The organism is Halomonas sp. ISL-56, assembly GCF_018612805.1.
In the GTDB taxonomy this organism is placed as follows: Bacteria; Pseudomonadota; Gammaproteobacteria; order Pseudomonadales; family Halomonadaceae; genus Vreelandella.
On record NZ_JAGGRO010000022.1, the window covers coordinates 104,611 to 126,941 of the forward strand.

Consider the following 22,331-nt stretch of genomic DNA (forward strand, 5'->3'; position numbering starts at 1 on the left):
CGCCTCCTTTACACTTAATCAGTGCGAATGACGCGGCACATCAGCGCCTCGACAGCCAACCAGAAAGTCAAAATCACAGCCCTCATCGGCTTGCAGCACGCGCTCGATATACAGCTGACGGTAGCCGCCCTGGCTGGCGATCAGCGTCGAGGCGGCGGTGGGGTCGCTTTCGGCCAGGCGTGAGGCCAGCTCTTCATCGCTGATCTCCAGATGCAGTCGACCACTTTCGCAGTCGAGTTCGATCCAGTCGCCGTTGCGTACCGCGGCAAGCGGGCCGCCCGCAGCGGCTTCCGGGGCCACGTGCAGCACCACGGTGCCGTAGGCGGTGCCGCTCATGCGGGCGTCAGAAATACGCACCATATCGGTAATCCCCTGGGCGAGGATCTTGGGCGGTAGGCCCATATTGCCGACTTCCGCCATGCCGTGATAACCCCGCGGGCCGCAGTGTTTCATGACAAGAATATCGTTGGCTTCCACGTCCAGATCCGGGTCGTTGATACGCGCTTTATAGTCGTCAAAGTCTTCAAACACCACCGCGCGGCCGCGGTGCTGCATCAGTTCGGCGGTCGCCGCCGAGGGCTTGAGCACCGCGCCGTTGGGGGCCAGGTTGCCGCGCACCACGCAGATACCGCCATCCGCGGTGAGCGGGTTGTCCAGCGGGCGAATGACCTCGTCGTTATACAGCGGGGCGTCTTTAACGTTCTCCCACAGGGTTTTGCCGTTGACGGTTAAGGCATTTTTGAATGGCAGACGATCCGCCTCACCCAGACGCTTAAGCACTGCAGGCAATCCCCCGGCGTAGTAGAACTCCTCCATCAGAAAGCGCCCGGAAGGCTGCAGGTCGACCACCGTGGGGGTGCCGCGCCCGACCCTGCTCCAGTCGTCCAGGGTGAGATCCACACCGATGCGACCGGCAATCGCCTTGAGGTGAATCACCGCGTTGGTGGAGCCGCCAATGGCGGCGTTGGTGCGGATGGCGTTGTCAAAGGCTTCCTTGGTGAGGATTTTGGAGAGCCGCAGGTCTTCGTCGACCATCTCGACAATCCGGTTGCCAGAAAGATGCGCCAGTACGTAGCGGCGGGAATCCACCGCCGGAATCGCGGCGTTATGCGGCAGAGAGGTGCCCAGGGATTCGGCCATGCAGGCCATGGTGGAGGCGGTGCCCATTGTGTTGCAGGTACCCGCCGAGCGGGACATGCCGGCTTCCGCGGCCATAAAGTCGTGGAGGGATATCTCACCGGCTTTGACCTGTTCGGAGAGTTTCCACACTACGGTGCCGGAACCTATATCCTTGCCCTTGTGCTTGCCGTTGAGCATTGGCCCGCCGGTGACCACGATGGTGGGAATATCGCAGCTCGCCGCGCCCATCAGCAGCGCCGGGGTGGTTTTGTCGCAGCCTACCAGCAGCACTACCGCATCAATCGGGTTGCCACGAATGGCTTCTTCCACGTCCATGCTCGCCAGATTGCGGGTAAACATCGCCGTGGGGCGCAGGTTGGATTCGCCGTTGGAGAACACCGGAAACTCCACCGGGTAGCCCCCTGCTTCCAGTACGCCCTGCTTCACGTGCTCCGCCAGCTTACGAAAGTGGGCATTACAGGGGGTCAGCTCCGACCAGGTATTGCAGATACCGATAATCGGCTTGCCCTGGAACTCATGGTCGGGGATGCCTTGGTTTTTCATCCAGCTGCGGTACATAAAACCGTTCTTATCGGCGGTGCCGAACCACTGGGCAGAGCGTAATGAGCGCTGACGATCGGACATAACAAAGCCTCCGTACAAACCGGGAAGAAGTAACAAACCAATAAAGGGAGTAACGGTTTAGGCGTCAGGCCCGCTGACGGCGGGTATGCTTCCAGCGGTCAAACATCACCGCCAATAGCAGAATCGCGCCGCGCACCAGGTACTGATAGAAGGTAGGCACGTTAAGCAGCCCCATGGCGTTCTGCACACAGCCCATAATCAACACGCCGACCACGACGCCGGTAATCGTGGCGACACCGCCGGAAAGCGCCACGCCGCCCAGCACACAGGCGGAAATAACCGCCAGCTCCAGGCCCATGGAAGTATTGGGATCGCCCAGCCCCATGCGCGATGCCAGCAACACACCGACCACACCCGCGACGACGCCCTGGAGGCCGAAGACAATAATTTTCAGGCGGCGGACGTTAACCCCCGCCAGCGCGGCGGCTTCGGCGTTACCGCCGGTGGCCAGCACATTGCGGCCAAAGGCGGTCATGTTGAGGATTACGCCAAAGATCACAAAGCAGGCCAGCATGGTCCATACCGGCAGCGTCAAGCCCAGAAAGGAGGCGCTGCCCAGCTCAAAGAAGCCCGGCACGGTAATCATCACCGCATCGCCGCCGGAGGTGATATAGGCCAACCCGCGAACAAACTCCATGGCCGCCAGGGTCGCGATTAGCGCGTTAATCCCGAACCTAGCAATCACTATTCCATTGAAAACACCTACAGCGCCCCCGGCAACAATCCCACCGATTACGCCGATAAACACGCTACCCGTGCTGGAGGTCACCACCGCGGCGACCACACCCGCAAAAGCCACCGTAGAGGCCACTGAGAGATCCACCTCGCCCAGCGCCAATACCAGCATCATGGTGGCGGCGAGACTGCCAATCAGGGTGATCGAGAGCAGTAGCCCGACCATATTGCGCCCGGTCAGAAACCCGGGAATAAATATCGCCAGGGCGATAAACAGCAGCAAAAAAATTGCAATCATGCCTGACGTATCGAGTAGGGTACGCAGCGGTTTGGCAAGCCCCTGGCGCCCCTTGGGGCGTGCAGGTGCATCCCCTTGGGTTACATTGTTAGTTGTCATGATGTTTTTCCTGAACATGTGTCCTGAACGTGTGTTCTAAAGAACTTATCGCAGCAAAAAAATTAGGCAGGCAGCGCCAGCCCCAGCAGGCGTTCCGGGGTGGCCGACTCCCGCGGCACCACATCCACCAGCTCGCCGTCGCGCATCACGGCGATGCGGTCGCAAATGGAGCTGACTTCGGCAATATCGCTGGAGATCACCACCACGCTTTTGCCCTGATCGGCCAGGTCGTAAAGCAGCGAGTAAATATCCCGCCGCGCGCCCACATCGATCCCTCGGGTCGGTTCGTCCATAACGAACAGATCAATCTCTTCGGCAAGCCAGCGGGCCAGAATCACCTTCTGCTGATTGCCCCCCGAGAGTTTGCCGATGGGTGATCGCGGGCCCGGGGTTTTGATGCTGAGCTGCTGGATATAGGATTCGGCGTTGCGCCGTTCACGGCCGGGGTGACGGAAAAGCCCCCAGCGTTTAAAAAAGCGCCGACAGCTGATATTAAGGTTGTCGGCGACGCTGGCCACCGGGAAGATGCCCTGGGACTTGCGATCCTCCGGGCACATGGCAATCCCGGCACGAATTGCCTCGCCGGGGCTTTTGAAACGCCGCGACTCACCGTTAAACGTCACGCTGCCCGCTTTGGGCGACTCGACCCCGCACACCAGCCGCAGCAGCTCGCTGCGCCCGGCACCCACCAAACCAAACAGCCCAAATACTTCGCCACGCTTGACGGAAAAACTCACCGGCGCCTTTAAGCCACGTCCCTCGATGCCTTCCACGTTCAACACCACCTCGCCATGTTCCCGAGCGCGATAGCCGTATACGTCGTTGATATCGCGGCCTACCATTTCACTCACCAACAGGTCGTTATTCAGCGTCGACATATCCTCGTGGGTGCGAATATGCTTGCCATCGCGGAAGATGGTGACCGCATCGCACATCTCAAACACCTCCTCCATGCGATGGGTCACGTAGAGCACGACTCGCCCTTCATCGCGCAGCCGTTGAACGATGCGCTTGAGTTGGCGGGTCTCCTGAATCGAAAGGCTACTGGTAGGTTCATCAAAGGCGATCACCTTGGCGTCCCTCAGCAGCGCCCGACCAATTTCAATCATCTGCTGCTGGCCGATGGAGAGCTCGCGCACCTTGGTCGAGGGATGGATGTCGCCCTCACCGAGATCGGCCAGAATCGCCATGGCTTTTTCTTTCAACTGGCGACGGTTAATAAAGCCTCGCCGCGACGGTAGCTGACCTAGCAGCAGGTTTTCGGCCACCGACATATTGGGTGAGAGCGTTAACTCCTGGTAGATAATCGCGATCCCTTCGCGCAGCGCCTCCCTGGCATTACTGAACACATGGCGCTGACCATCGAGCCATAGCGCGCCTTCCTCCACGCGATTAACGCCGCTCAGCACCTTGAGCAGGGTGGATTTACCTGCACCGTTCTCGCCCATTAGGGCATGCACTTCCCCAGCGTGAGCGGAAAAGCTCACCCCATCCAACGCACGCACGCCGGGGAAGACAACGCTGATCGCATCGAAACGTAGATAAGCATCAGACATACGTGAGCACTCCTGCTAATCGCTTGTTACCGGTTCTGTTCTTTACAGACCCAGCGCTGCACGCACTTCCTGCCAGTTGTCACGGGTCATTAACGTGCCAGAGGTTTCGGTATTGGCCGGTGGCTCTTGATCCTCGCTAATCCAGCGGTAGAGGTCTTCTGCGGTCTGACGGCCATGCATGGTGGAGCTCACCGCCACGGTACCGTGAAAGCCAGTGGGGTTATCGCGGGAAAACTCCGCAAACGCAGCGCCTGAGCCGTTAATGCCTACCCCGATCACGTCTTCTGCTGCCATACCGTATTGCTCGGTGGCCCTGACCCCGCCAAGCACACTCTCTTCATTAAGGGCGTAGATAATCCAATGTTCATAATCGCCATACTGAGAAAGTACCGGCGAGGCCGCGGAGAAGGCACTGGCGGTATCGCTATTCTGCTGGGGCGCATCGAAAATATTGGCTTCCGGGAAGCCCGCGGCAAGCAGCGCCTCGGTGGCGCCATCGGTACGTTCTACCGCCGTGGGAAGCTCGTTATTGGTGATGCGCAGCGCGGCCACCTCTTCGGGGTTCCAGCCGCGGGCTTCCATCTCGGCGGTAATCGCTTCACCCACCTGCCGACCAATTTTGGTGCCTGACATACCCAAATGCGGCACGCCTTCCATCGGCTCACCGCTGGTATTAACAAACTGATCGTCGACGGTGACTACTTTCATGCCGTATTGATTAGCACGGTTCATGATGGCTGGCCCCAAACGCACGTCCGGCGGGCAGATCACAAACCCTTGTGCGCCCTGGGCATAGAGGTTATCAATCGCGCTGAGCACCTCCTGGCCATCCTCCCCGCCCAGGCGTACCACGTCGAAGCCGAACTCTTCGCCAACTTCGGTGGCGGCCTTCTGTTCGTTAATAAACCATGCCTGCTCGGGTTTTTTAACGATAAAGCCAATCTTCACCTCGTCTTCCTGGGCCTGCACTGATCCCAGCGAAGCCAGCATAATCGCGCTACCGAGGGCTAACCGGGCAAACGTTGTCGTCAATTTCATTGTCATACTCCTGCGATTTTAAGCGTTGTTTTTGTTGATGTTTCCATCTTTTTATTAGCAAACCATTGGCGGCTATGAATCAATATTCGGCTGGGCCGAAAAGCGGTATACCGTACGTGAGCGGTAAGTATCGCCGGGCTCTAAGATTGTGCTGGGAAATGCCTCCTGATTGGGGGAGTCAGGGTAGTGCTGGGTTTCCAGCGCAAAGCCGGAGCGATGCCCGTAGGCTTGGCCCTGTTTACCGGTCAGGTCACCGTTAAGAAAGTTACCTGAGTAGAATTGGATCGCGGGTTCGGTGGTGGTAATCTCCACCATGCGGCCGCTCTCGGGCTCCCACACCTTGGCAGCCAGCACCAGCTCATCCGCTGCCGCATTATCGCGATCCAGCACAAAGTTGTGGTCATAGCCGCCGCCGAAGGCGAGCTGTTCATTCTCCTGCTCAATGCGTTCGCCGATGGGGGTCAACTGGGTAAAATCAAACGGCGTACCGTCTACCGAGCGGAGCTCGCCAGTGGGGATCAGGGTGTCGTCGACCGGGGTAAACTCAGAGGCGTTGATCATTAGCTGATGATCGAGAATGCTGTCGCTACCCTCGCCTTTTAAGTTGAAGTAGCTGTGCTGGGTGAGGTTGATCGGGGTGGCTTTGTCAGTCACCGCTCGATAATCCACCATCAGTTCGTCGTCATCGGTCAGCGTGTAGGTAACTTCGCTCTCCAACCTACCGGGGTAGCCCTCTTCGCCATCTTCGCTGGTATAGCGCAACACCAAACCCGTGCCTGCTTCGCTTTCAAACGGTTCAGCCTGCCAGAGCACTTTGTCGAAGCCCTGATCACCGCCGTGCAGATGATTATTGCCATCGTTGGTGGCTAATGAATAGCTTTCTCCATCAAGGGAAAATTGGCCGTCCGCGATGCGGTTGCCGTAACGCCCGATGAGGGCACCGAAATAGGGGTTGGCCTGGCGGTACTCATCGGAAAGGTACGCTTCCAGGGAGTCGAAGCCCAGCGCGATATCGTCGAATTCGCCATCCACATTGGGTGTTTTCAGCGACAGGATGATGCCGCCATAGTTGGTCACCCGCAGCTCGATACCGTTGGCGTTGGTAAATTGATAAACATCGACCTGGCGGCCGCCTGGCAAGTGACCAAACACCGATTTCTCAACGCCATTTCCGGCGCCATTTCCAGCTTCCATTTGCGTCTCGCTTTGTGCTTGAGCCGCGCTAGTCATTAGCAGGGCGATACCGGCGCTGAACAGCAGCGTTGATCCAACGCTATGTCTCTGAGCGCTTACCTGAGCATTGCTAGCCTGAGCAGTGATGAGTGGCATGATTTTCCTCCTATGGAAGATCGTTGTTGTTATTGGAAGGCCGATTCAGTCACTACAGTAGCCACGTCTTGCATAACCAACCAATATACAAACACCTTATTATCGATATACTTCTAAGTATCAATAATAACTCAAGGCTTATTCCATGGGCGTTCTCGGCGAGAACTGGTTTCTGGACGTGCGACTAAAGTTGCGCCATTTTCAGCTTTTTTTAGCGCTGGATGAGCAGCGCAATCTGCACCGTGCAGCGGATCAGCTCAACATGAGCCAACCCGCCGCCTCAAAGCTACTCAGTGACCTCGAGGCCAACCTGGGTATTCGACTGTTTGATCGCCACCCCCGCGGGCTAACGCCGAACTGGTATGGCGAGATTATGATTCGTCACGCCCACAGCATGCTCTCCGCGCTACGCCATACCGGCGAGGAGTTGAATGCCCTTGGCGAAGGCAGCGCAGGCACGGTAGCGGTAGGCACCGTCATGGCTCCGGCGGTCACGCTACTGACCAGTGCCATTGAGCGGGTGCACCGTGACCGGCCAGGGCTCAAGATCAGCGTGGATGTGGATGTCAGCAAGGTGTTGGTACCGCGCCTGCTCGAAGGCGAGCTGGATTTCGCGATAACCCGTATTCCTGCAGGCGTCGATGCCGAGCGCTTCGTATTTGAGGAAATTGGTGAGGAAGAGCTCTGCTTCGTATGCCGCCAGGGTCATCCGTTAGCCGGTAAACAACCGCTGAGTCTGGCTGATATGGCGGGCTATCCTTGGTCCCTACAGCCCCCAGGCGCGTTGATGCGTCAGCGGGTGGATAGTCTGTTTCTGCACCATCAGGTCACGCCACCGCGACAGATCGTCGATACCGCCGATCTACTGCTCTCACTGGCGCTGGTGGATAAATCCGATACCATCACGGTAACTACCCGGGAAGCCGCTGACCTGCTCTGCCCACCGCAACGTTTTCACCTGCTGCCCTTCAGCGAGACGCTCAGCGTTCAGCCCTACGGGCTGGTGAGCTTACGCCACCAGCGGCTCTCCCCGGGTGCCGCCGCGTTAATGAGCACCCTGCGGGAGATTATTGGTCAATCCAATTAATGCGAGTGGCGCGGCACATCAGAGCCCCGACAGCCAACCAGAAAGTCAAAATCACAGCCCTCATCGGCTTGCAGCACGCGCTCGATATACAGCTGGCGGTAGCCGCCCTGGCTGGCGATCAGCGTCGATGCGGCAGTGGGGTCGCTCTCGGCTAGCCGCGAGGCCAGCTCTTCGTCGCTGATCTCCAGGTGCAGTCGACCACTTTCGCAGTCGAGTTCAATCCAGTCACCGTTGCGAACGGCGGCCAGTGGGCCACCCGCGGCGGCTTCCGGGGCCACGTGCAGCACCACCGTGCCATACGCAGTGCCGCTCATGCGGGCATCAGAGATGCGCACCATATCGGTAATCCCCTGGGCGAGGATCTTGGGCGGCAGGCCCATATTGCCGACTTCCGCCATGCCGTGATAGCCCCGCGGGCCGCAGTGTTTCATGACCAGGATGTCGTTGGCTTCAACGTCCAAATCCGGGTCGTTGATACGCGCCTTGTAGTCGTCAAAATCTTCGAACACTACCGCGCGGCCGCGGTGCTGCATCAGCTCGGCGGTCGCCGCCGAGGGCTTGAGCACCGCGCCGTTGGGGGCCAGGTTGCCACGCACCACGCAAATGCCACCATCCGCGGTGAGCGGATTATCCAGGGGCCGGATCACCTCGTCGTTATACAGCGGCGCGTCCTTGACGTTCTCCCAAAGTGTTTTGCCGTTGACGGTTAAGGCATCCTTGAAGGGCAGCCGGTCGGCTTCGCCCAGGCGTTTAAGCACCGCAGGTAGACCACCAGCGTAGTAGAACTCTTCCATCAGAAAGCGCCCAGAGGGCTGCAGATCCACCACTGTGGGGGTACCGCGCCCTACCCGACTCCAGTCATCCAAAGTGAGATCAACGCCAATGCGACCGGCAATCGCCTTGAGGTGAATCACCGCGTTAGTGGAGCCGCCAATCGCCGCATTGGTGCGAATGGCGTTGTCGAAGGCTTCCTTGGTGAGGATTTTGGAGAGCCGCAGATCTTCGTCGACCATCTCAACGATGCGGTTGCCGGAAAGATGCGCCAGTACGTAGCGGCGGGAATCCACCGCAGGAATCGCGGCGTTGTGGGGCAGCGAGGTGCCTAAGGATTCAGCCATACAGGCCATGGTGGAGGCGGTGCCCATGGTGTTGCAGGTACCCGCCGAACGAGACATACCCGCCTCGGCGGCCATAAAGTCGTGGAGGGATATTTCCCCCGCCTTGACCTGTTCGGAGAGTTTCCACACCACGGTGCCGGAACCAATGTCCTTGCCCTTGTGCTTGCCGTTGAGCATCGGCCCACCGGTAACCACGATAGTGGGAATATCACAGCTTGCCGCGCCCATCAGCAGTGCCGGGGTGGTTTTGTCACAGCCCACCAGCAGCACCACCGCGTCGATAGGGTTGCCGCGAATGGCTTCTTCCACATCCATGCTGGCCAGGTTACGGGTGAACATGGCGGTGGGGCGCAGGTTGGATTCACCGTTGGAGAACACCGGAAACTCGACCGGGTAGCCGCCTGCTTCCAGCACGCCCTGCTTCACGTGCTCCGCCAGCTTGCGGAAGTGGGCATTGCAGGGGGTCAGCTCCGACCAGGTATTGCAGATACCGATAATCGGCTTGCCCTGGAACTCATGGTCGGGGATCCCCTGATTTTTCATCCAGCTGCGGTACATAAAACCGTTCTTATCGGCGGTGCCGAACCATTCAGCACTACGCAACGGACGTTGACGTTGGCCCATGAAGTTAACTCCTTGTTTTAGGTCGAAGACTGCTGACGATCTGGCGGTAGGCGTGATGTCTGCGTCGAATGCGCAAGACACTAAACTACCCCGCCCATCTAGTCGACCATACAAAAGTATATGTTGAACAATTGCTCTTAATGTTCAACATTACCCTCCCGCATGGGTCATTTACCCGTTGCATCACAGCGTTAACCACCGTGTTCTCCACAACGATTTTGACAACAAGAACCTTGAGGAATAGTGCCATGCTCAAATCGAAATACAGCTTGCTACTCACTGGCTCAGCACTGCTGCTAGGCCTTTCGACGGCTCAGGCGGCCGAATACGAATGGAAATTTCAGGCGTCAGAAACCTCGGGCGAACCCAGCTTTAAGATCAAACAAGAGTGGGCAGAGAAGATCACGGCAATGACCGATGGCCGCGTCGAGATTGAGGTAATGCCGATCAACTCCGTGGTTGGCCCCACCGAAACGCTGACCGCGGTTAGTGCAGGGATTTTGCAGGGACATATGACCGACCCCAGCTACTTCTCCGGCCAGGATCCCGCTTTCGGCATGCTCGGCAACCTTGTCGGCGCTTGGCAGAACCCCTACGACTTCCTTGAGTACATGAAGTACGGCGGCGGTGAAGAGCTCTACAACGAACTGGTCGAACCTTATGGCGCGCATTTGATCAGCGCAGCGACCTTTCCGTTGGAGTCAGTCCCCTCCACGGTGCCCATCGAATCCATCGCCGACTTTGAAGGGCTAAAAATCCGTGCTCCTCAAGGCATGGTGTACAACATCTTCGAGCGCATCGGCGCCACGCCGGTTAACCTGCCGGGTTCTGAGGTGTATACCGGGCTGGAAAAAGGCGTGATTGACGCCGCGGACTCCACGGTGCTCTCGAATAACGACGCCATGGGCCTACACGCCTTCGCTCCTTATCCGCTCTACCCAGGCTTCCACTCCATGCCCATGATCGCCGTATCGATCAATAAGGACATCTGGGATGGCCTACCCGAAGAGCTACAGTCGACGCTAAACATCGCCTTCGACGGCATGGCCTATGACCTGATTGCCCGTCTCAAAGAGCAGGATATTGAGACCCTGCAGCGGCTTCAGGAAGACCCTGACGTTCACCCCTTCGACCTTCCTGCAGAGGAACGCCGTAAGTTCCGCGCCGCAGCTGAGCAAGAGTGGCAAGAGTGGGCCGGTGAAAACGAGATGACCCAGAAGATCTATGACTCGGCGACCGCCTTTTTGCGCTCGCGCAATCTGCTCTAACTGTTTGCTCTCTGCTCTCAACTCGGCTTCATTAACCTAACCAACGCATCGCTCGGGACTCCCCGAGCGATGCGCGTAGAGTCGCGCCATGTCTCAGAAAACTCCTGACAAGCAATACCGCTCTCCTCCCACCCATGACCTTCCCGAGATTCTCGAAACGGTTGAGGAGATAGCGCCTGAACGCAATGCCTTAGACCGCTTGATTGCCCGGGGCGGCCGGGCCGTTTCCTGGTTGGTGCTGGTGGCAATGGGTATCAGTGTCGTTGAGGTCTTTATGCGCTACGGTTTCAATAACCCGACCTCCTGGGTACACGAAACTGTGGTGTTTCTGATCGCGGTTATCTTTGTGCTTGGCGGCCCAGCGGCCATGGCACGCAATAGCCATATTCGCGTCAAGGTGCTTTACGACAGCGCCGGGCCAACACTGAAGTGCTGGATGGATCGCTTCAACGACCTGCTCACGCTGATTTTTTGCTTGTCGATGAGTTATGCCGCTTTCCATATGTTCTGGGGAGCGTCGCATAACCCGCTTGGCGAGTGGTCGCTGGAGCGCTCCGGTACCTCTTGGAATCCGCCCTTTCCCGCCATGGTCAAGGGCATGATTCTGTTTGCTTTGGCGCTGATGACACTGCAGGCCTTACTGCATTTATGGCAGTCGCTTAAGGCGAAGCCCCGTAACGGCACCGAGGAGACGCGCTGATGGATATTTCAACCGCAACGATCCTCATGGTAGGGGCGATTTTCGCGCTGCTGGTCACCGGTCTGCCGCTGGCGTTTATCACCGGCTTGGTGGCCATGGCCTTCACCTTCGGCTGGTTCGGTGAGGCGGCACTGCCGCTGGTCACCAGCCGTGTCTATGGGTTTATCACCGAGTATTCGCTGGTGGCGGTGCCGATGTTTGTGTTGATGGCATCTCTGTTGGATCGATCCGGCATCGCCAAGGATCTATTCAACGCCATGCGCGTTTTCGCTGGCCGCTTGCCAGGTGGTGTAGCGGTGCAGACCATCGTAGTAGCGTTCTTCCTGGCCGCCCTCTCAGGCATCATTGGCGGGGAGATCGTCCTGCTAGGGATTCTGGCACTGCCGCAAATGCTCCGCCTCGGCTACGATAAATACCTCTCCATTGGGGTGGTGTGCGCCGGTGGCGCCCTGGGCACCATGATGCCGCCCTCTATCGTGCTGATTATCTACGGCCTGATCGCCAGCGTATCGATTGCCGACCTGTTCGCCGCGGCCGTTACCCCAGCGGTAATTTTGATGGGCTCCTACATTGCATATGTGCTGGTACGCTGCCTGAGGAACCCCGCACTAGGGCCACCGCTGGATAAAAATGCGCAAGATAACCCCTTTGCCACCAAGCTAGATGCGGTCAAAGCCATTTTGCTGCCGGGACTGATTGCCTTTTTAGTCTTGGGTACTATCTACGGCGGTGTCGCCTCGGTCACCGAAGCAGCGGCCATGGGCGTCTTCGGCGTACTGCTCGCCACCATTGTGCGCGGCGAATTCACCCCCGGCATGCTGCACCATAGCCTGGGCCAGACCTTAAATACCTGCGGCATGATCATCTGGATCGGCATTGGCGCCGCCGCCCTGGTGGGCGTCTATAACCTGATGGGCGGCAACCGCTTTGTGTCGAGCTTGATTCTCGGACTCGACGTCGCGCCGATTGTGATCATTCTGGTTATGATGGCGATCATGCTGGTGCTGGGGCTATTCCTAGATTGGATCGGGATCGCGATGCTGGCCCTGCCGATCTTTTTGCCCATCGTTATTCAGCTCGGCTTCGACCCGATCTGGTTCGGTATTCTGTTCGCCGTGAACATGCAGGTATCGTTTCTGTCACCACCCTTTGGGCCCGCCGCCTTCTACCTTAAAAGCGTGGCACCGCCGGATATCAGCCTGAAGGATATCTATCTTTCCGTGCTTCCCTTTATGGCCATTCAGCTGTGTGTCCTTGCGGCGCTATTGATGTGGCCGCAACTGGCCATTTGGCCACTATGATGACCGCTACACTATTGACTGACACTCTGCATAAGGAGGTCGCCATGCGACTGATTCAGTGTGACCACCAGGGCCAGGTTCGCGCCGCCCTGGTCGAGAGCGAAGAGCAGGTTCAACTGCTCGACTGCGACACCTACACGTTGGCCAACCGGGCGATTAGCGCCGGTAAGCCACTTAGCGAGATAGTGACAGAAGCGCTGACCGACACCCGCCTGGATTACCAAGCGCTGGTCGATGCCAAACGTCTGTTACCCCCGCTGACACATACCGACCCGGCCCACTGCCTGGTGACCGGCACTGGCCTTACCCACTTGGGCAGTGCCGATACCCGCTCGGCGATGCACGCGAAAGCTCAAGCTGCGGAAGAAGACATGACCGACTCCATGCGCATGTTCAAGCTAGGGGTGGAAGGCGGCAAGCCCGAAGCAGGCCAACTAGGCGCGCAGCCGGAGTGGTTCTACAAGGGCGATGGCCAGTGCGTGGTAGCGCCGGAAGCCGCAATCCCCTCCCCCGCCTTTGCTGAAGATGCGGGCGAGGAGCCCGAGCTGGCTGGTCTTTATGTGATTGGCAACGATGGCCAACCCTGGCGGGTCGGCTACGCGTTGGGTAACGAGTTCTCTGACCACGTCACCGAGCGCTTCAACTACCTGTGGCTGGCCCACTCCAAGCTACGCGCCTGCAGCTTTGGGCCCGAACTGTTTATCGGCGAACTGCCAGCTCATTTGGAAGGCACCAGCCGTATACAGCGCGGTGGCGAAACAGTCTGGGAAAAACCCTTTTTAACCGGCGAGGCCAATATGGCCCATAGCCTGGCTAATCTGGAATATCACCACTTTAAATACCCAGGCTTCCGCCGTCCCGGCGATGTGCATGTGCACTTTTTCGGTACCGCAACACTCAGCTTCGCCGACGGCATTAAGGTGCGCGAAGGCGATCGCTTTGAGATCAATATCCATGAATTTGGCCGCGCTCTGCGCAACCCGCTACAGGTGGAAGCAGACGCACCGGCCATCAGCGTGAAAGCGCTTTAACACCTTAATTTTTACACCTGAACTTTTACCACCCACAGGAGGTTGTATGACTCTGGAAGGCAAACTACTTATTGGCCAGCAGGCCATCAGCGGCCAACAGGCGGATATTCAAGCCGTCAATCCCGCCACTGGCGAAACCTTGGCACCCGTCTACCCCGGCGGCGGCAAAGCGGAAGTCGAGCAGGCGTGTGAACTTGCCGAAGCGGCGTACGCCACTTACCGCGAAACCTCGCTTGAAGAGCGGGCCGTGTTCCTGGAAACCATCGCCAGCGAGATCGAGGCGATCGGCGAAGAACTGACTGAGCGTGGGGTCGCCGAAACCGGCCTCCCCGAAGCGCGCCTGCAGGGCGAACGTGGCCGCACCTGCGGTCAGCTACGCTTGTTCGCCAATGTGGTTCGGGCCGGCGAGTGGCTCGATGTGCGCATCGATCCCGCCCTACCCGATCGTGAACCGATGCCGCGTGTCGATCTACGCCAGCGGCATATCGGCCTGGGCCCGGTAGCGGTATTTGGCGCCAGCAACTTCCCGCTGGCCTTTAGCGTGGCCGGTGGCGATACCGCTTCGGCGCTGGCCGCGGGTTGCCCGGTCGTGGTCAAGGGTCACTCTGCCCACCCCGGCACTTCCGAGCTGGTGGGACGCGCCATTCAGCGCGCCGTTGCCAAGTGCAATCTGCCTGAAGGCGTTTTCTCACTGCTGTTTGGTTCGGGCAAAGAGATCGGCCAGGCGCTGGTCGCCGATCCGCGCATCCAGGCAGTGGGCTTTACCGGTTCACGCGGCGGCGGCACGGCGCTAATGGCCACCGCCCAAGCGCGGCCGCAGCCGATCCCGGTTTACGCCGAGATGAGCTCCATCAACCCGGTATTTCTGCTGCCGGAAGCGCTCAAAGCGCGCGGCAAAGCGATTGCCGAAGGGTTTGTTGGCTCGCTCAATATGGGCGCCGGGCAGTTCTGCACCAACCCAGGGCTGGTGATTGCGGTTCAGGGCCCAGAGCTGGACGCCTTTGTTGAAGCGGCCGGTGAAGGGGTCAAAGGCAGCGCCGCCCAAACCATGCTCACACCGGGCATTCACGACGCCTACCAGCAGGGCGTTGATCGACTCGCCAACCACGCCAAGGTCACCGAAGTGGCTCGTGGCCAGGCAGGCGAGACGGCGAACCCCTGCCAAGCGGGACTGTTCGTTACCCAGGCCGAGGCCTTCCTCAACGAACCCGCCCTCCAGGAAGAGGTGTTTGGTTCGACTTCATTGGTGATTGCCTGTGCTGACACCCAGGAAGTGGCGAAGGTCGCCGCCCAGCTCGAAGGTCAGCTCACCATTACGCTACAGATGGATGACGGCGACCTGGCGACCGCCAAGCAACTGCTGCCCACCCTGGAGCGCAAGGCGGGGCGGATCCTGGCTAACGGCTGGCCAACCGGTGTAGAAGTGTGCCACGCCATGGTGCATGGCGGGCCTTATCCGGCGACGTCGGACTCCCGCACGACCTCCGTGGGCAGCGCGGCGATTTTCCGCTTCCTGCGCCCGGTGTGCTACCAGGCGCTGCCGGAAGGGTTACTGCCCGAAGCGATTCGCGACGGTAACCCCTATGGGGTATCCCGTTTGGTCGATGGCAAGCGTGAATAAACGAGCGTCACTTGAGACGTTACTCGATAAAGGCGTCGGTGGTTTCACGATGACCGTATAGAAACGCATCGGCGACCTGGCGCAGCGGGGCAACATCCACCTCGCTGCGTTTGTTTGCGATCAACTCGCCAAAACGCGCGTAGAGACCTTGATATTCGCGCTCTTCAGCGTCGATGACAACGGCATCGTCAATCACTAAACGACAGCCGCCCTGGGTAAGGCTCAGGCGGCTTCCGTCGCTGTCAATGTGCATATCCCAGGTAGGCGGGCCGGGTTGACGAAAGTCAAAATCAGCCTCAATGGTCGCGCCTTCTGGGTCGGTGAAGGAGAGTTCCGCTGCAATGGGGGTTTGCGCGTTACTGGGTACCTGCAGCCGTGCTTTTTGCAGGAAAAATGGCTGCGGTAAAATAGCGGTGGCAATCGACAGCGCGTTAATACCCGGATCAAATACGCCCATGCCACCGGGCTGCCAGATCCACGCCTGACCTGGATGCCATACCCGCACGTCCTCCTTCCACACGATCTCCACCCGCTGCACTTGACGCTCACTCAACCACTGCTGTGCGTGAGCCACGCCGGGGGCAAACCGCGAGTGCCAAGCGGCAAACAGGCTAAAGCCCTGCCTGGAAGCGGTGGCAATCAAATCCTCTACTTCGCTTAGCGTCGCCCCCGGGGGCTTTTCCAGCAGCACGTGCTTGCCGCTCAGAAGCGCTGCCCGCGCCTGGGAGTAGCGCAGGTGGGTTGGCGTGCAGATCGAGACGGTGTCGATATCTGGATGAGCATCGAGCATTGCTTCCAGACCTTGGTAACCCGGCACATCAGGTAGCGACGCATAAGGATCCGCCGTGGCAATAAGCTGGCAGTTCGGGGTGGCGGCGATCGCCGGGAGGTGCTGGTCGCGGACAATTTTGCCCACGCCCACCAGGCCAAGTGTAAAGCCAGAGTTGGAATCAGACATATGTTTGCCTTTGTTTTTGCCATTGAAAAAAGAACTTAGGGAGCGGTGTGGGGTAGCTCAACGCTGCGCCCTAATGAGCTAAAGCTGTGCTCAAGCCCCAACGCCGCGGCAGTGCCTGCCAACACCGCTTGGGACGCTAGAAAGGCCTCCCGGGGGCGGCGCAGCCGGATGCTTTCCATCAGTTGACGGTGGCGCTCCAGGCTCTCTTCAGGATCCACGGCATTCTCATTGGACATGGAGATCAGCATGTAGATGGAAGGTCGCAGGATATGCGATAGCTGCGCCCAGACGATATTGTGGGTCGCCTTAAAAATGGCTTCATGAAAGGCGACATCGCACTCGCTGTGCAGCCGTCGTTCCTCTTCACAGGTGGCATTGCGCAGATTCTGTCCCAGCCCTTCAAAGGCCTCTTCTATAGCAACCAAATCACGCGCTTTGGCGCGCTTGGCGGCGGTCATCGCCACATAGGGTTCAACGTCCAGCCGGAAGGCGAGGATTTCACGCTGAATGTCTGGGTTGGGCGCTGCGTAGCGGGTTAACCAGTCGGTCACCTGGGCATCGAGAATATGCCACTCGGAGTATTCCCGCACCTTGGAACCATGACCGGAAATCCGCTCAATAATCCCCGCATCGACCAGTTGGCGAAGATCGCTGCGCACCGCTGAGCGATTGATCGCAAAGCGTTCGCATAGATCCATTTCCCGGGGCACTAAGTCACCGGGGTGATAGCGCCCACCAAAGATCTCCTCGGCGAGATGTTCGGCAATACTAGGGCGAGCTGCTGGCTTACTGAGAGATGACGTCACTGCGATAAGACCCTATTTCAATTCCTGTCAATCATACCGTACTTGACCGGTCGACTGTTATCGACAGCGTAGCATCCAGCCTTGCCCGCTGTTTCAGCTCTAACCGCCGCTCATAGAGGCCTTTAGCACCCAGCGTGCCCAGCACCAGGACGCCGCCGACCATAGCCATTGGCGCGGGTTGTTCGGCCAGAATCCACCAGGCCAACAGCGTGCCTATGACCACTTCCAGCAGTATCAGCAGGCCCACTTCGGCGGAGGGCAGATACAGAGGCCCACGCTGCAGCAGCGTCACGCCGCAGGGCACAATAATCAGGCAGAGCAGGATCACCACGGCAAGTTGGTTAGCTGCAGGCAGGCTCGGTTCGCTCCCTGCAAGCCAAAACAGCCCCGCAGTGCTACCCACAACAAGGCCGTTGAATACCAGCATGGGGCTCATATCCACCCCGGGTCGTGTGCGACAAAGAGTGAAGTTAATCGCCAGGGTGGTTGCCGCCATCAAGGCAAAAGCGTTACCGATCCAAGAACCTGCGCCCGCATCATCGAGGGCAATCATGGCGACACCCGCCATACACAGCACTATCGCCAGCCAGGTGCGCCTGGGCAGACGCTCCTTGAGGATGATCCAGGAGAGCACGGCAGCGATAAGCGGCGAGCTGGCCAGTATCATCAGTACGTTGCCCGCCTTGGTGTACTGGTTGCCCAGCACGAAGCCACAGGTGGTGAGGCTGAACAGCAGCGCCACGGCGATCCCTGTCCAGCCACAGCGACGGTAGGCCGCCAGGGTGCCACGCCCATAGCGCAGCAGGGCGATCAGTAGAAAGCCTAAGCCAGAAAGAAAGCCACGCCACATCAGTATCTCGGCATCGGGCAGGTCGGCGACCTTGATTAGCAGGGCATCTGGCGCCATGATCAGCGCTCCACCGCCCGTCAGTAGCAGACCCTGCTGACGATGGGACAAGTTACTCAATAGACTCATCTAAGTGCTCGCCCCCTCAGTGATTATCCCTGGGCGGATGCTGGCGAGCGACATCGCGATATTTGGTAGCAGGCTCCAGGGTCATCCCGCGATCCAGCGGCTCGACCATGCTGCGCTGAATCTCCTGCCAAGGCGTCTGGTGGCCGGGGTAGCGGTAGCCGCCCTGCTGTTCCAGACGCGCGCGGCGCGCTGCCAGTTCACTGTCGTCAATCAGCAATTGTACTTCGCCGCATTTGAGATCGACCCGCAGCCGGTCGCCGCTTTCAAGTAGCGCCAGACCACCGCCGGTAGCGGCTTCTGGGGAGGCGTTGAGAATCGACGGCGAGCCAGAAGTGCCCGACTGGCGACCATCGCCCAGGCACGGCAGTGATTCGATGCCTTGCTTGATCAGCGCCTCCGGCGGCTGCATATTGACGACCTCGGCACCGCCAGGGTGGCCGACGGGGCCCGCGCCGCGCATGACCAGAATAGTGCGCGCGTCGATGTTGAGCGCCGGGTCATCAATACGGGCGTGATAATCTTCGGAGCCATCGAATACCACCACCTTGCCCTCGAAGGCCTCGGGGTCGTTAGGATCATTCAGGAAGCGTTCACGGAAGTCCCGGGAGATCACGCTGGTTTTCATCAGCGCCGAGTCGAATAGATTACCCTTGAGATTGAGGAAACCTGCATGATCCACTAGTGGGTCGTTATAGCGACAAATCACATCGGCATCCTGGGTTTCGCGGCCGTGCAGGTTATCGCCAATGGAGCGACCATTCACCGTCAGCGCATCGCCATGCAGCTTACCTGCGCTGTGTAGCTCATGGAGGATCGCCGGAACGCCCCCAGCGCGGTAAAACTCTTCACACAGGAAGGCACCGGCGGGCATCACGTTAGCCAGCAGCGGAATTTCATGGCCCAGGCGTTGCCAATCATCATTATTTACCTCAATACCTGCATGACGAGCGATGGCATTGATATGCACCGGCGCGTTTGAAGAACCGCCCAACGCCGAACACGCCACGATGGCGTTTTCAAACGCTTCACGGGTCAGAATATCCAGCGGGCGTAGATCTTCCCAGACCATATCGACAATCCGCGTGCCGGTGTCGTAGGCCACCATCGCGCGCTCTTTATAGGGCGCGGGTATGACCGCCGAGCCCGGCAGGCTCATGCCCAACACTTCGGCCATGGAGTTCATGGTGGAGGCAGTACCCATGGTGTTGCAGTGGCCAATCGAGGGGGCCGAGTCGCTAGCGCGTGAGAGAAACTCCGCGTAGTCGATATCCCCTGCCGCAAGGCGCTTGCGAAGCTCCCAGATGATCGTCCCTGAACCTACCCGCTCGGCACCGCGCCAGCCGTTGAGCATCGGCCCGCCAGAAAGCACAATAGCTGGAATATTCACCGTTGCCGCCGCCATTAGCGCCGCGGGCGTGGTTTTATCGCAGCCGGTGGTCAGCACCACGCCGTCTAACGGGTAGCCATGCAGCACTTCCACGATGCCTAAGTAAGCAAGATTACGATCCAGCGCAGCGGTGGGCCGCCGCACATTTTCGTGAATAGGGTGCATGGGGAACTCGAACGGCACCCCGCCCGCCGCGCGAATACCGTCTTTTACCCGTTTGACCAAGTCAATGTGATGACGGTTACACGGGGTTAAGTCAGAACCTGACTGACAAATACCAATAATCGGCTTACCGCTGGTCAGCTCATCCAGAGTAATCCCGTAATTCAGATAACGCTCGATGCACAGCGCCGTAGTACCGGGGTGCTCGGGGTTATCGAACCAGTAGCGTGAACGCAATTGTTCAGGCGTTATACGTTGAAAATTGGCCATGGTGTCTCTCCACGCCTAAAGTAAATATAAAAAGTCAGTCGTCGCGCTTTAGGCACTCAACCGCCCCACCAACATAATCGATTAAGTAAGCTCCCTTAACTATAGGGGAGAGTCGCCATGAAGGTACGCTTTCTTCCTCTCGGCGTCGATACATACAAAAGTATATGTTGAACATATAGGAAAAACGTTAGACATTCACCTAAGGGTTGCGGCGCTTACATCGCTATACGTGAGTACCGCTGACACACAACAACAATTAACCACGCTGCAGCTCGCTTAGAAGACGCCCTTAGCGGAGCGGCCTGCAGCACGCCAGGAGAGTGACGACTATGCACCATCTTTGGAAACGTACCCTATTATTGACCGGCGCCACGCTACTCAGCTCAGGTATGGCTTACGCGCAAACGCCCGATCTTTCCGACCCGCCCGAAATTGATGGCGCCACCGTGGGTGACCACGGCAACGTCACCCTGCGCATGGGGCTTGGCCTGGCGGAAAGCTCGCCTCAGTACATCTCCAGCCAGTATTTCGCAGATATTCTTGACCAGCGCAGTGAAGGACGCATCAGCGTCAATATCTTCCCCAACAGTCAGCTTGGCGACGACGTGCAGATGATGGAAATGCTGCAGACCGGTACGCTGGATATGACTTACCCATCATCTTCCCCCGCCACCGGCTATGTTGAAGAGCTGGCGGTCTTTGACCTCCCCTTCTTGCTTCCCACCCGGGAAGCAGCGATTAAGGCGATGCGAAGTGATGCCGCGCAGGAGATGCTCGACGCCTTCGATGGTACCGGCCTGAAAGCCCTGGCGTTCTCTGAAAACGGCTTCCGCCAGCTCTCCAATAGCGCCCGAGAAGTCGCTTCACCTGAGGACGTAGCAGGCCTTGACGTTCGTGGCCTTTCAATTCGCACCATGGAAAACCCGGTGCACCTGGCTATTTGGCAAGCGTTGGGCGCTAACCCGACTCCCATGGCCTTTGGTGAGCTGTTTTCCGCCATGGAACAAGGCGTTGTCGATGGCCAGGAAAACCCCTGGAGCACCATCCTGACTTCCAACTTCCATGAAGTGCAGGACTATGGCTCCGAAACCCGCCACGTCTACACCCCCTTCATCAAGATGATCTCTCAGCGTACCTGGGATCGCCTCGACCCCGAGTATCAGGAGCTAATTCAGGAAGCCGCGCTGCAGGCAGCCGATTACGAAATCCAGCTTTCCAGCGAGTACGATGACTGGGCGCGGGATCAGCTTGAAGAGCGCGGTATGCAAATCACCCGCCTTGATGACGAGCAGATTGCCGCTTTCCAGGAAGCCGTACAGCCGGTTTACGAAGAGTGGGCACCGCGCATTGGTGAAGATCTAGTGGCGGAATTCCAACGCATTGCTGAATCGTCTATGACTGAGTAATGTCACTCCTGCCGCCGAACGAATCCGGCGGCAGGATTTATTCGATCGCCTGCGCTATGGGGCATCCGAAAGACGCTTTTTAAGCTGCATATAGGTGCCGTAGTGACGGTCAAGGTGGCGCCGCATAGCTGCCTCGGCCTTATCCGGATCGCGGGACTCAATGGCTTCGATGATTTCGGTATGGGCCGCAGTGGCGGCTTTATCTTCGTCTTTTTTCTGCAGCACCAGCGCCCGGCGATCATCTAGCCACTCAGAGAGCGCCACATGGATAGCATCAAAGATCGGGTTACGGCCGATGCTGGCCAATACACCATGAAAGTCGTTATCAGAGCGCTTAAAGCGTGCTTCATCGCCTATCGCATCTCGATTATCGGCCAACGCCTCGCGTAGCCGCGCCAAATCTTCTTCGCTGGCGTTACGCGCCGCATAGCGAGCCAATGAAATTTCAAACATGGCCCGCGCTTCTTGAAAATATTGCTGGCCATCGGGCTTGGAAAGCAGTTGCCGGGTCACCCCGGAAAGCCTGGCCATCACCGCCTCTGCGGTGGGCCGAATCACCCTGGCGCGCGTGCCACTATTGATAGCAATTAAACCAAGCTGCTGGAGATGGAACAGCGCTTCGCGCACCGCTGGCCTGCCAACCCCAAACTGCTCCATCAACTCCCGCTCTGAAGGCAGTTGATCATTTTCACTTAGCCGCCCTTCAAGGATCTCCGCCTCGAGCTGCTCAGCGACCTGTTCGGACAGCGTTTTTCGCTCGATCCGGTATCTGCTCATAGGCAGTCACCCCTGGTTAACCTGGAATTTTGCGCTATTTTACTGCATTTCTCGTCGCTGTCTTTTAAACCTGTCTTTTA

The 22,331-nt window shown here is 58.5% G+C and carries 18 protein-coding genes; 7 read left to right on the forward strand and 11 right to left on the reverse strand.

Annotated elements, in window-relative coordinates; translation table 11 throughout:
* Positions 1-18 precede the first annotated feature (18 nt).
* The 5 genes from J7J49_RS18990 to J7J49_RS19010 form a co-directional block, all read right to left on the reverse strand.
* Positions 19-1,764: an IlvD/Edd family dehydratase gene (locus J7J49_RS18990; protein ID WP_215094885.1), complete on the reverse strand. Its 1,746-nt coding sequence runs from the start codon at positions 1,762-1,764 to the stop codon at positions 19-21.
* Between the two features lie 64 nt (positions 1,765-1,828).
* Entirely contained in the window at positions 1,829-2,836 is a 1,008-nt protein-coding gene (gene araH, locus J7J49_RS18995) for an L-arabinose ABC transporter permease AraH (protein ID WP_040480005.1), read from the reverse strand.
* A gap of 62 nt (positions 2,837-2,898) precedes the next feature.
* Positions 2,899-4,392: an L-arabinose ABC transporter ATP-binding protein AraG gene (gene araG / locus J7J49_RS19000; RefSeq protein ID WP_064235204.1), complete on the reverse strand. Its 1,494-nt coding sequence runs from the start codon at positions 4,390-4,392 to the stop codon at positions 2,899-2,901.
* Between the two features lie 42 nt (positions 4,393-4,434).
* The gene (locus J7J49_RS19005; protein ID WP_064235205.1) at positions 4,435-5,430 is read right to left on the reverse strand and encodes an arabinose ABC transporter substrate-binding protein; all 996 of its coding nucleotides are present in this window, start codon (positions 5,428-5,430) and stop codon (positions 4,435-4,437) included.
* 72 nt (positions 5,431-5,502) lie between these two features.
* On the reverse strand, positions 5,503-6,759 hold the full coding sequence (locus J7J49_RS19010; protein WP_215094887.1) for an aldose epimerase family protein: 1,257 nt from the start codon (positions 6,757-6,759) through the stop codon (positions 5,503-5,505).
* Between the two features lie 145 nt (positions 6,760-6,904).
* On the opposite strand from J7J49_RS19010, the gene J7J49_RS19015 reads away from it, so the two are divergent.
* Positions 6,905-7,846, forward strand: coding sequence for a LysR substrate-binding domain-containing protein (locus tag J7J49_RS19015; protein WP_064235207.1), 942 nt, complete (start codon positions 6,905-6,907; stop codon positions 7,844-7,846).
* Here J7J49_RS19015 and J7J49_RS19020 read toward each other — a convergent pair.
* On the reverse strand, positions 7,843-9,588 hold the full coding sequence (locus J7J49_RS19020; protein WP_215094889.1) for an IlvD/Edd family dehydratase: 1,746 nt from the start codon (positions 9,586-9,588) through the stop codon (positions 7,843-7,845). The two genes, J7J49_RS19015 and J7J49_RS19020, sit on opposite strands and share 4 nt — an antisense overlap.
* A 248-nt stretch (positions 9,589-9,836) precedes the next feature.
* On the opposite strand from J7J49_RS19020, the gene J7J49_RS19025 reads away from it, so the two are divergent.
* The 5 genes from J7J49_RS19025 to J7J49_RS19045 all read left to right on the forward strand — a co-directional run bounded on the left by J7J49_RS19025 (position 9,837) and on the right by J7J49_RS19045 (position 15,509).
* The gene (locus tag J7J49_RS19025) at positions 9,837-10,856 is read left to right on the forward strand and encodes a TRAP transporter substrate-binding protein (protein ID WP_064235209.1); all 1,020 of its coding nucleotides are present in this window, start codon (positions 9,837-9,839) and stop codon (positions 10,854-10,856) included.
* 88 nt (positions 10,857-10,944) lie between these two features.
* A complete protein-coding gene (locus J7J49_RS19030) occupies positions 10,945-11,556 on the forward strand; it encodes a TRAP transporter small permease subunit (protein WP_215094891.1) in 612 nt (203 codons plus the stop codon).
* Positions 11,556-12,857 carry a TRAP transporter large permease gene (locus tag J7J49_RS19035; RefSeq protein ID WP_064235211.1) on the forward strand — a complete coding sequence of 434 codons (1,302 nt, stop codon included), beginning with the start codon at positions 11,556-11,558 and terminating at the stop codon, positions 12,855-12,857. The genes J7J49_RS19030 and J7J49_RS19035 overlap by 1 nt, the downstream gene beginning before the upstream one ends.
* A gap of 44 nt (positions 12,858-12,901) precedes the next feature.
* Positions 12,902-13,888 carry an AraD1 family protein gene (gene araD1, locus J7J49_RS19040; protein WP_215094893.1) on the forward strand — a complete coding sequence of 329 codons (987 nt, stop codon included), beginning with the start codon at positions 12,902-12,904 and terminating at the stop codon, positions 13,886-13,888.
* Positions 13,889-13,934: 46 nt separating this feature from the next.
* Positions 13,935-15,509: an aldehyde dehydrogenase (NADP(+)) gene (locus tag J7J49_RS19045; protein WP_215094894.1), complete on the forward strand. Its 1,575-nt coding sequence runs from the start codon at positions 13,935-13,937 to the stop codon at positions 15,507-15,509.
* Positions 15,510-15,528: 19 nt separating this feature from the next.
* Here J7J49_RS19045 and J7J49_RS19050 read toward each other — a convergent pair whose 3' ends face one another.
* The 4 genes from J7J49_RS19050 to J7J49_RS19065 are packed head-to-tail and all read right to left on the reverse strand — an operon-like array spanning position 15,529 to position 20,068.
* A complete protein-coding gene (locus tag J7J49_RS19050; protein WP_215094896.1) occupies positions 15,529-16,467 on the reverse strand; it encodes a Gfo/Idh/MocA family protein in 939 nt (312 codons plus the stop codon).
* Between the two features lie 35 nt (positions 16,468-16,502).
* A complete protein-coding gene (locus tag J7J49_RS19055) occupies positions 16,503-17,273 on the reverse strand; it encodes a FadR/GntR family transcriptional regulator (RefSeq protein WP_215094898.1) in 771 nt (256 codons plus the stop codon).
* 31 nt (positions 17,274-17,304) lie between these two features.
* Complete coding sequence (locus J7J49_RS19060) at positions 17,305-18,249, reverse strand: DMT family transporter (protein ID WP_215094900.1); 945 nt, start codon at positions 18,247-18,249, stop codon at positions 17,305-17,307.
* Positions 18,250-18,265: 16 nt separating this feature from the next.
* A complete protein-coding gene (locus J7J49_RS19065; protein ID WP_215094902.1) occupies positions 18,266-20,068 on the reverse strand; it encodes an IlvD/Edd family dehydratase in 1,803 nt (600 codons plus the stop codon).
* A gap of 329 nt (positions 20,069-20,397) precedes the next feature.
* Between J7J49_RS19065 and J7J49_RS19070 the strand changes: the two genes are divergently transcribed.
* Positions 20,398-21,474 carry a TRAP transporter substrate-binding protein gene (locus J7J49_RS19070; protein WP_215094904.1) on the forward strand — a complete coding sequence of 359 codons (1,077 nt, stop codon included), beginning with the start codon at positions 20,398-20,400 and terminating at the stop codon, positions 21,472-21,474.
* Between the two features lie 54 nt (positions 21,475-21,528).
* Here J7J49_RS19070 and nanR read toward each other — a convergent pair whose 3' ends face one another.
* Entirely contained in the window at positions 21,529-22,251 is a 723-nt protein-coding gene (gene nanR, locus J7J49_RS19075; RefSeq protein WP_064235219.1) for a transcriptional regulator NanR, read from the reverse strand.
* Positions 22,252-22,331 lie beyond the last annotated feature (80 nt).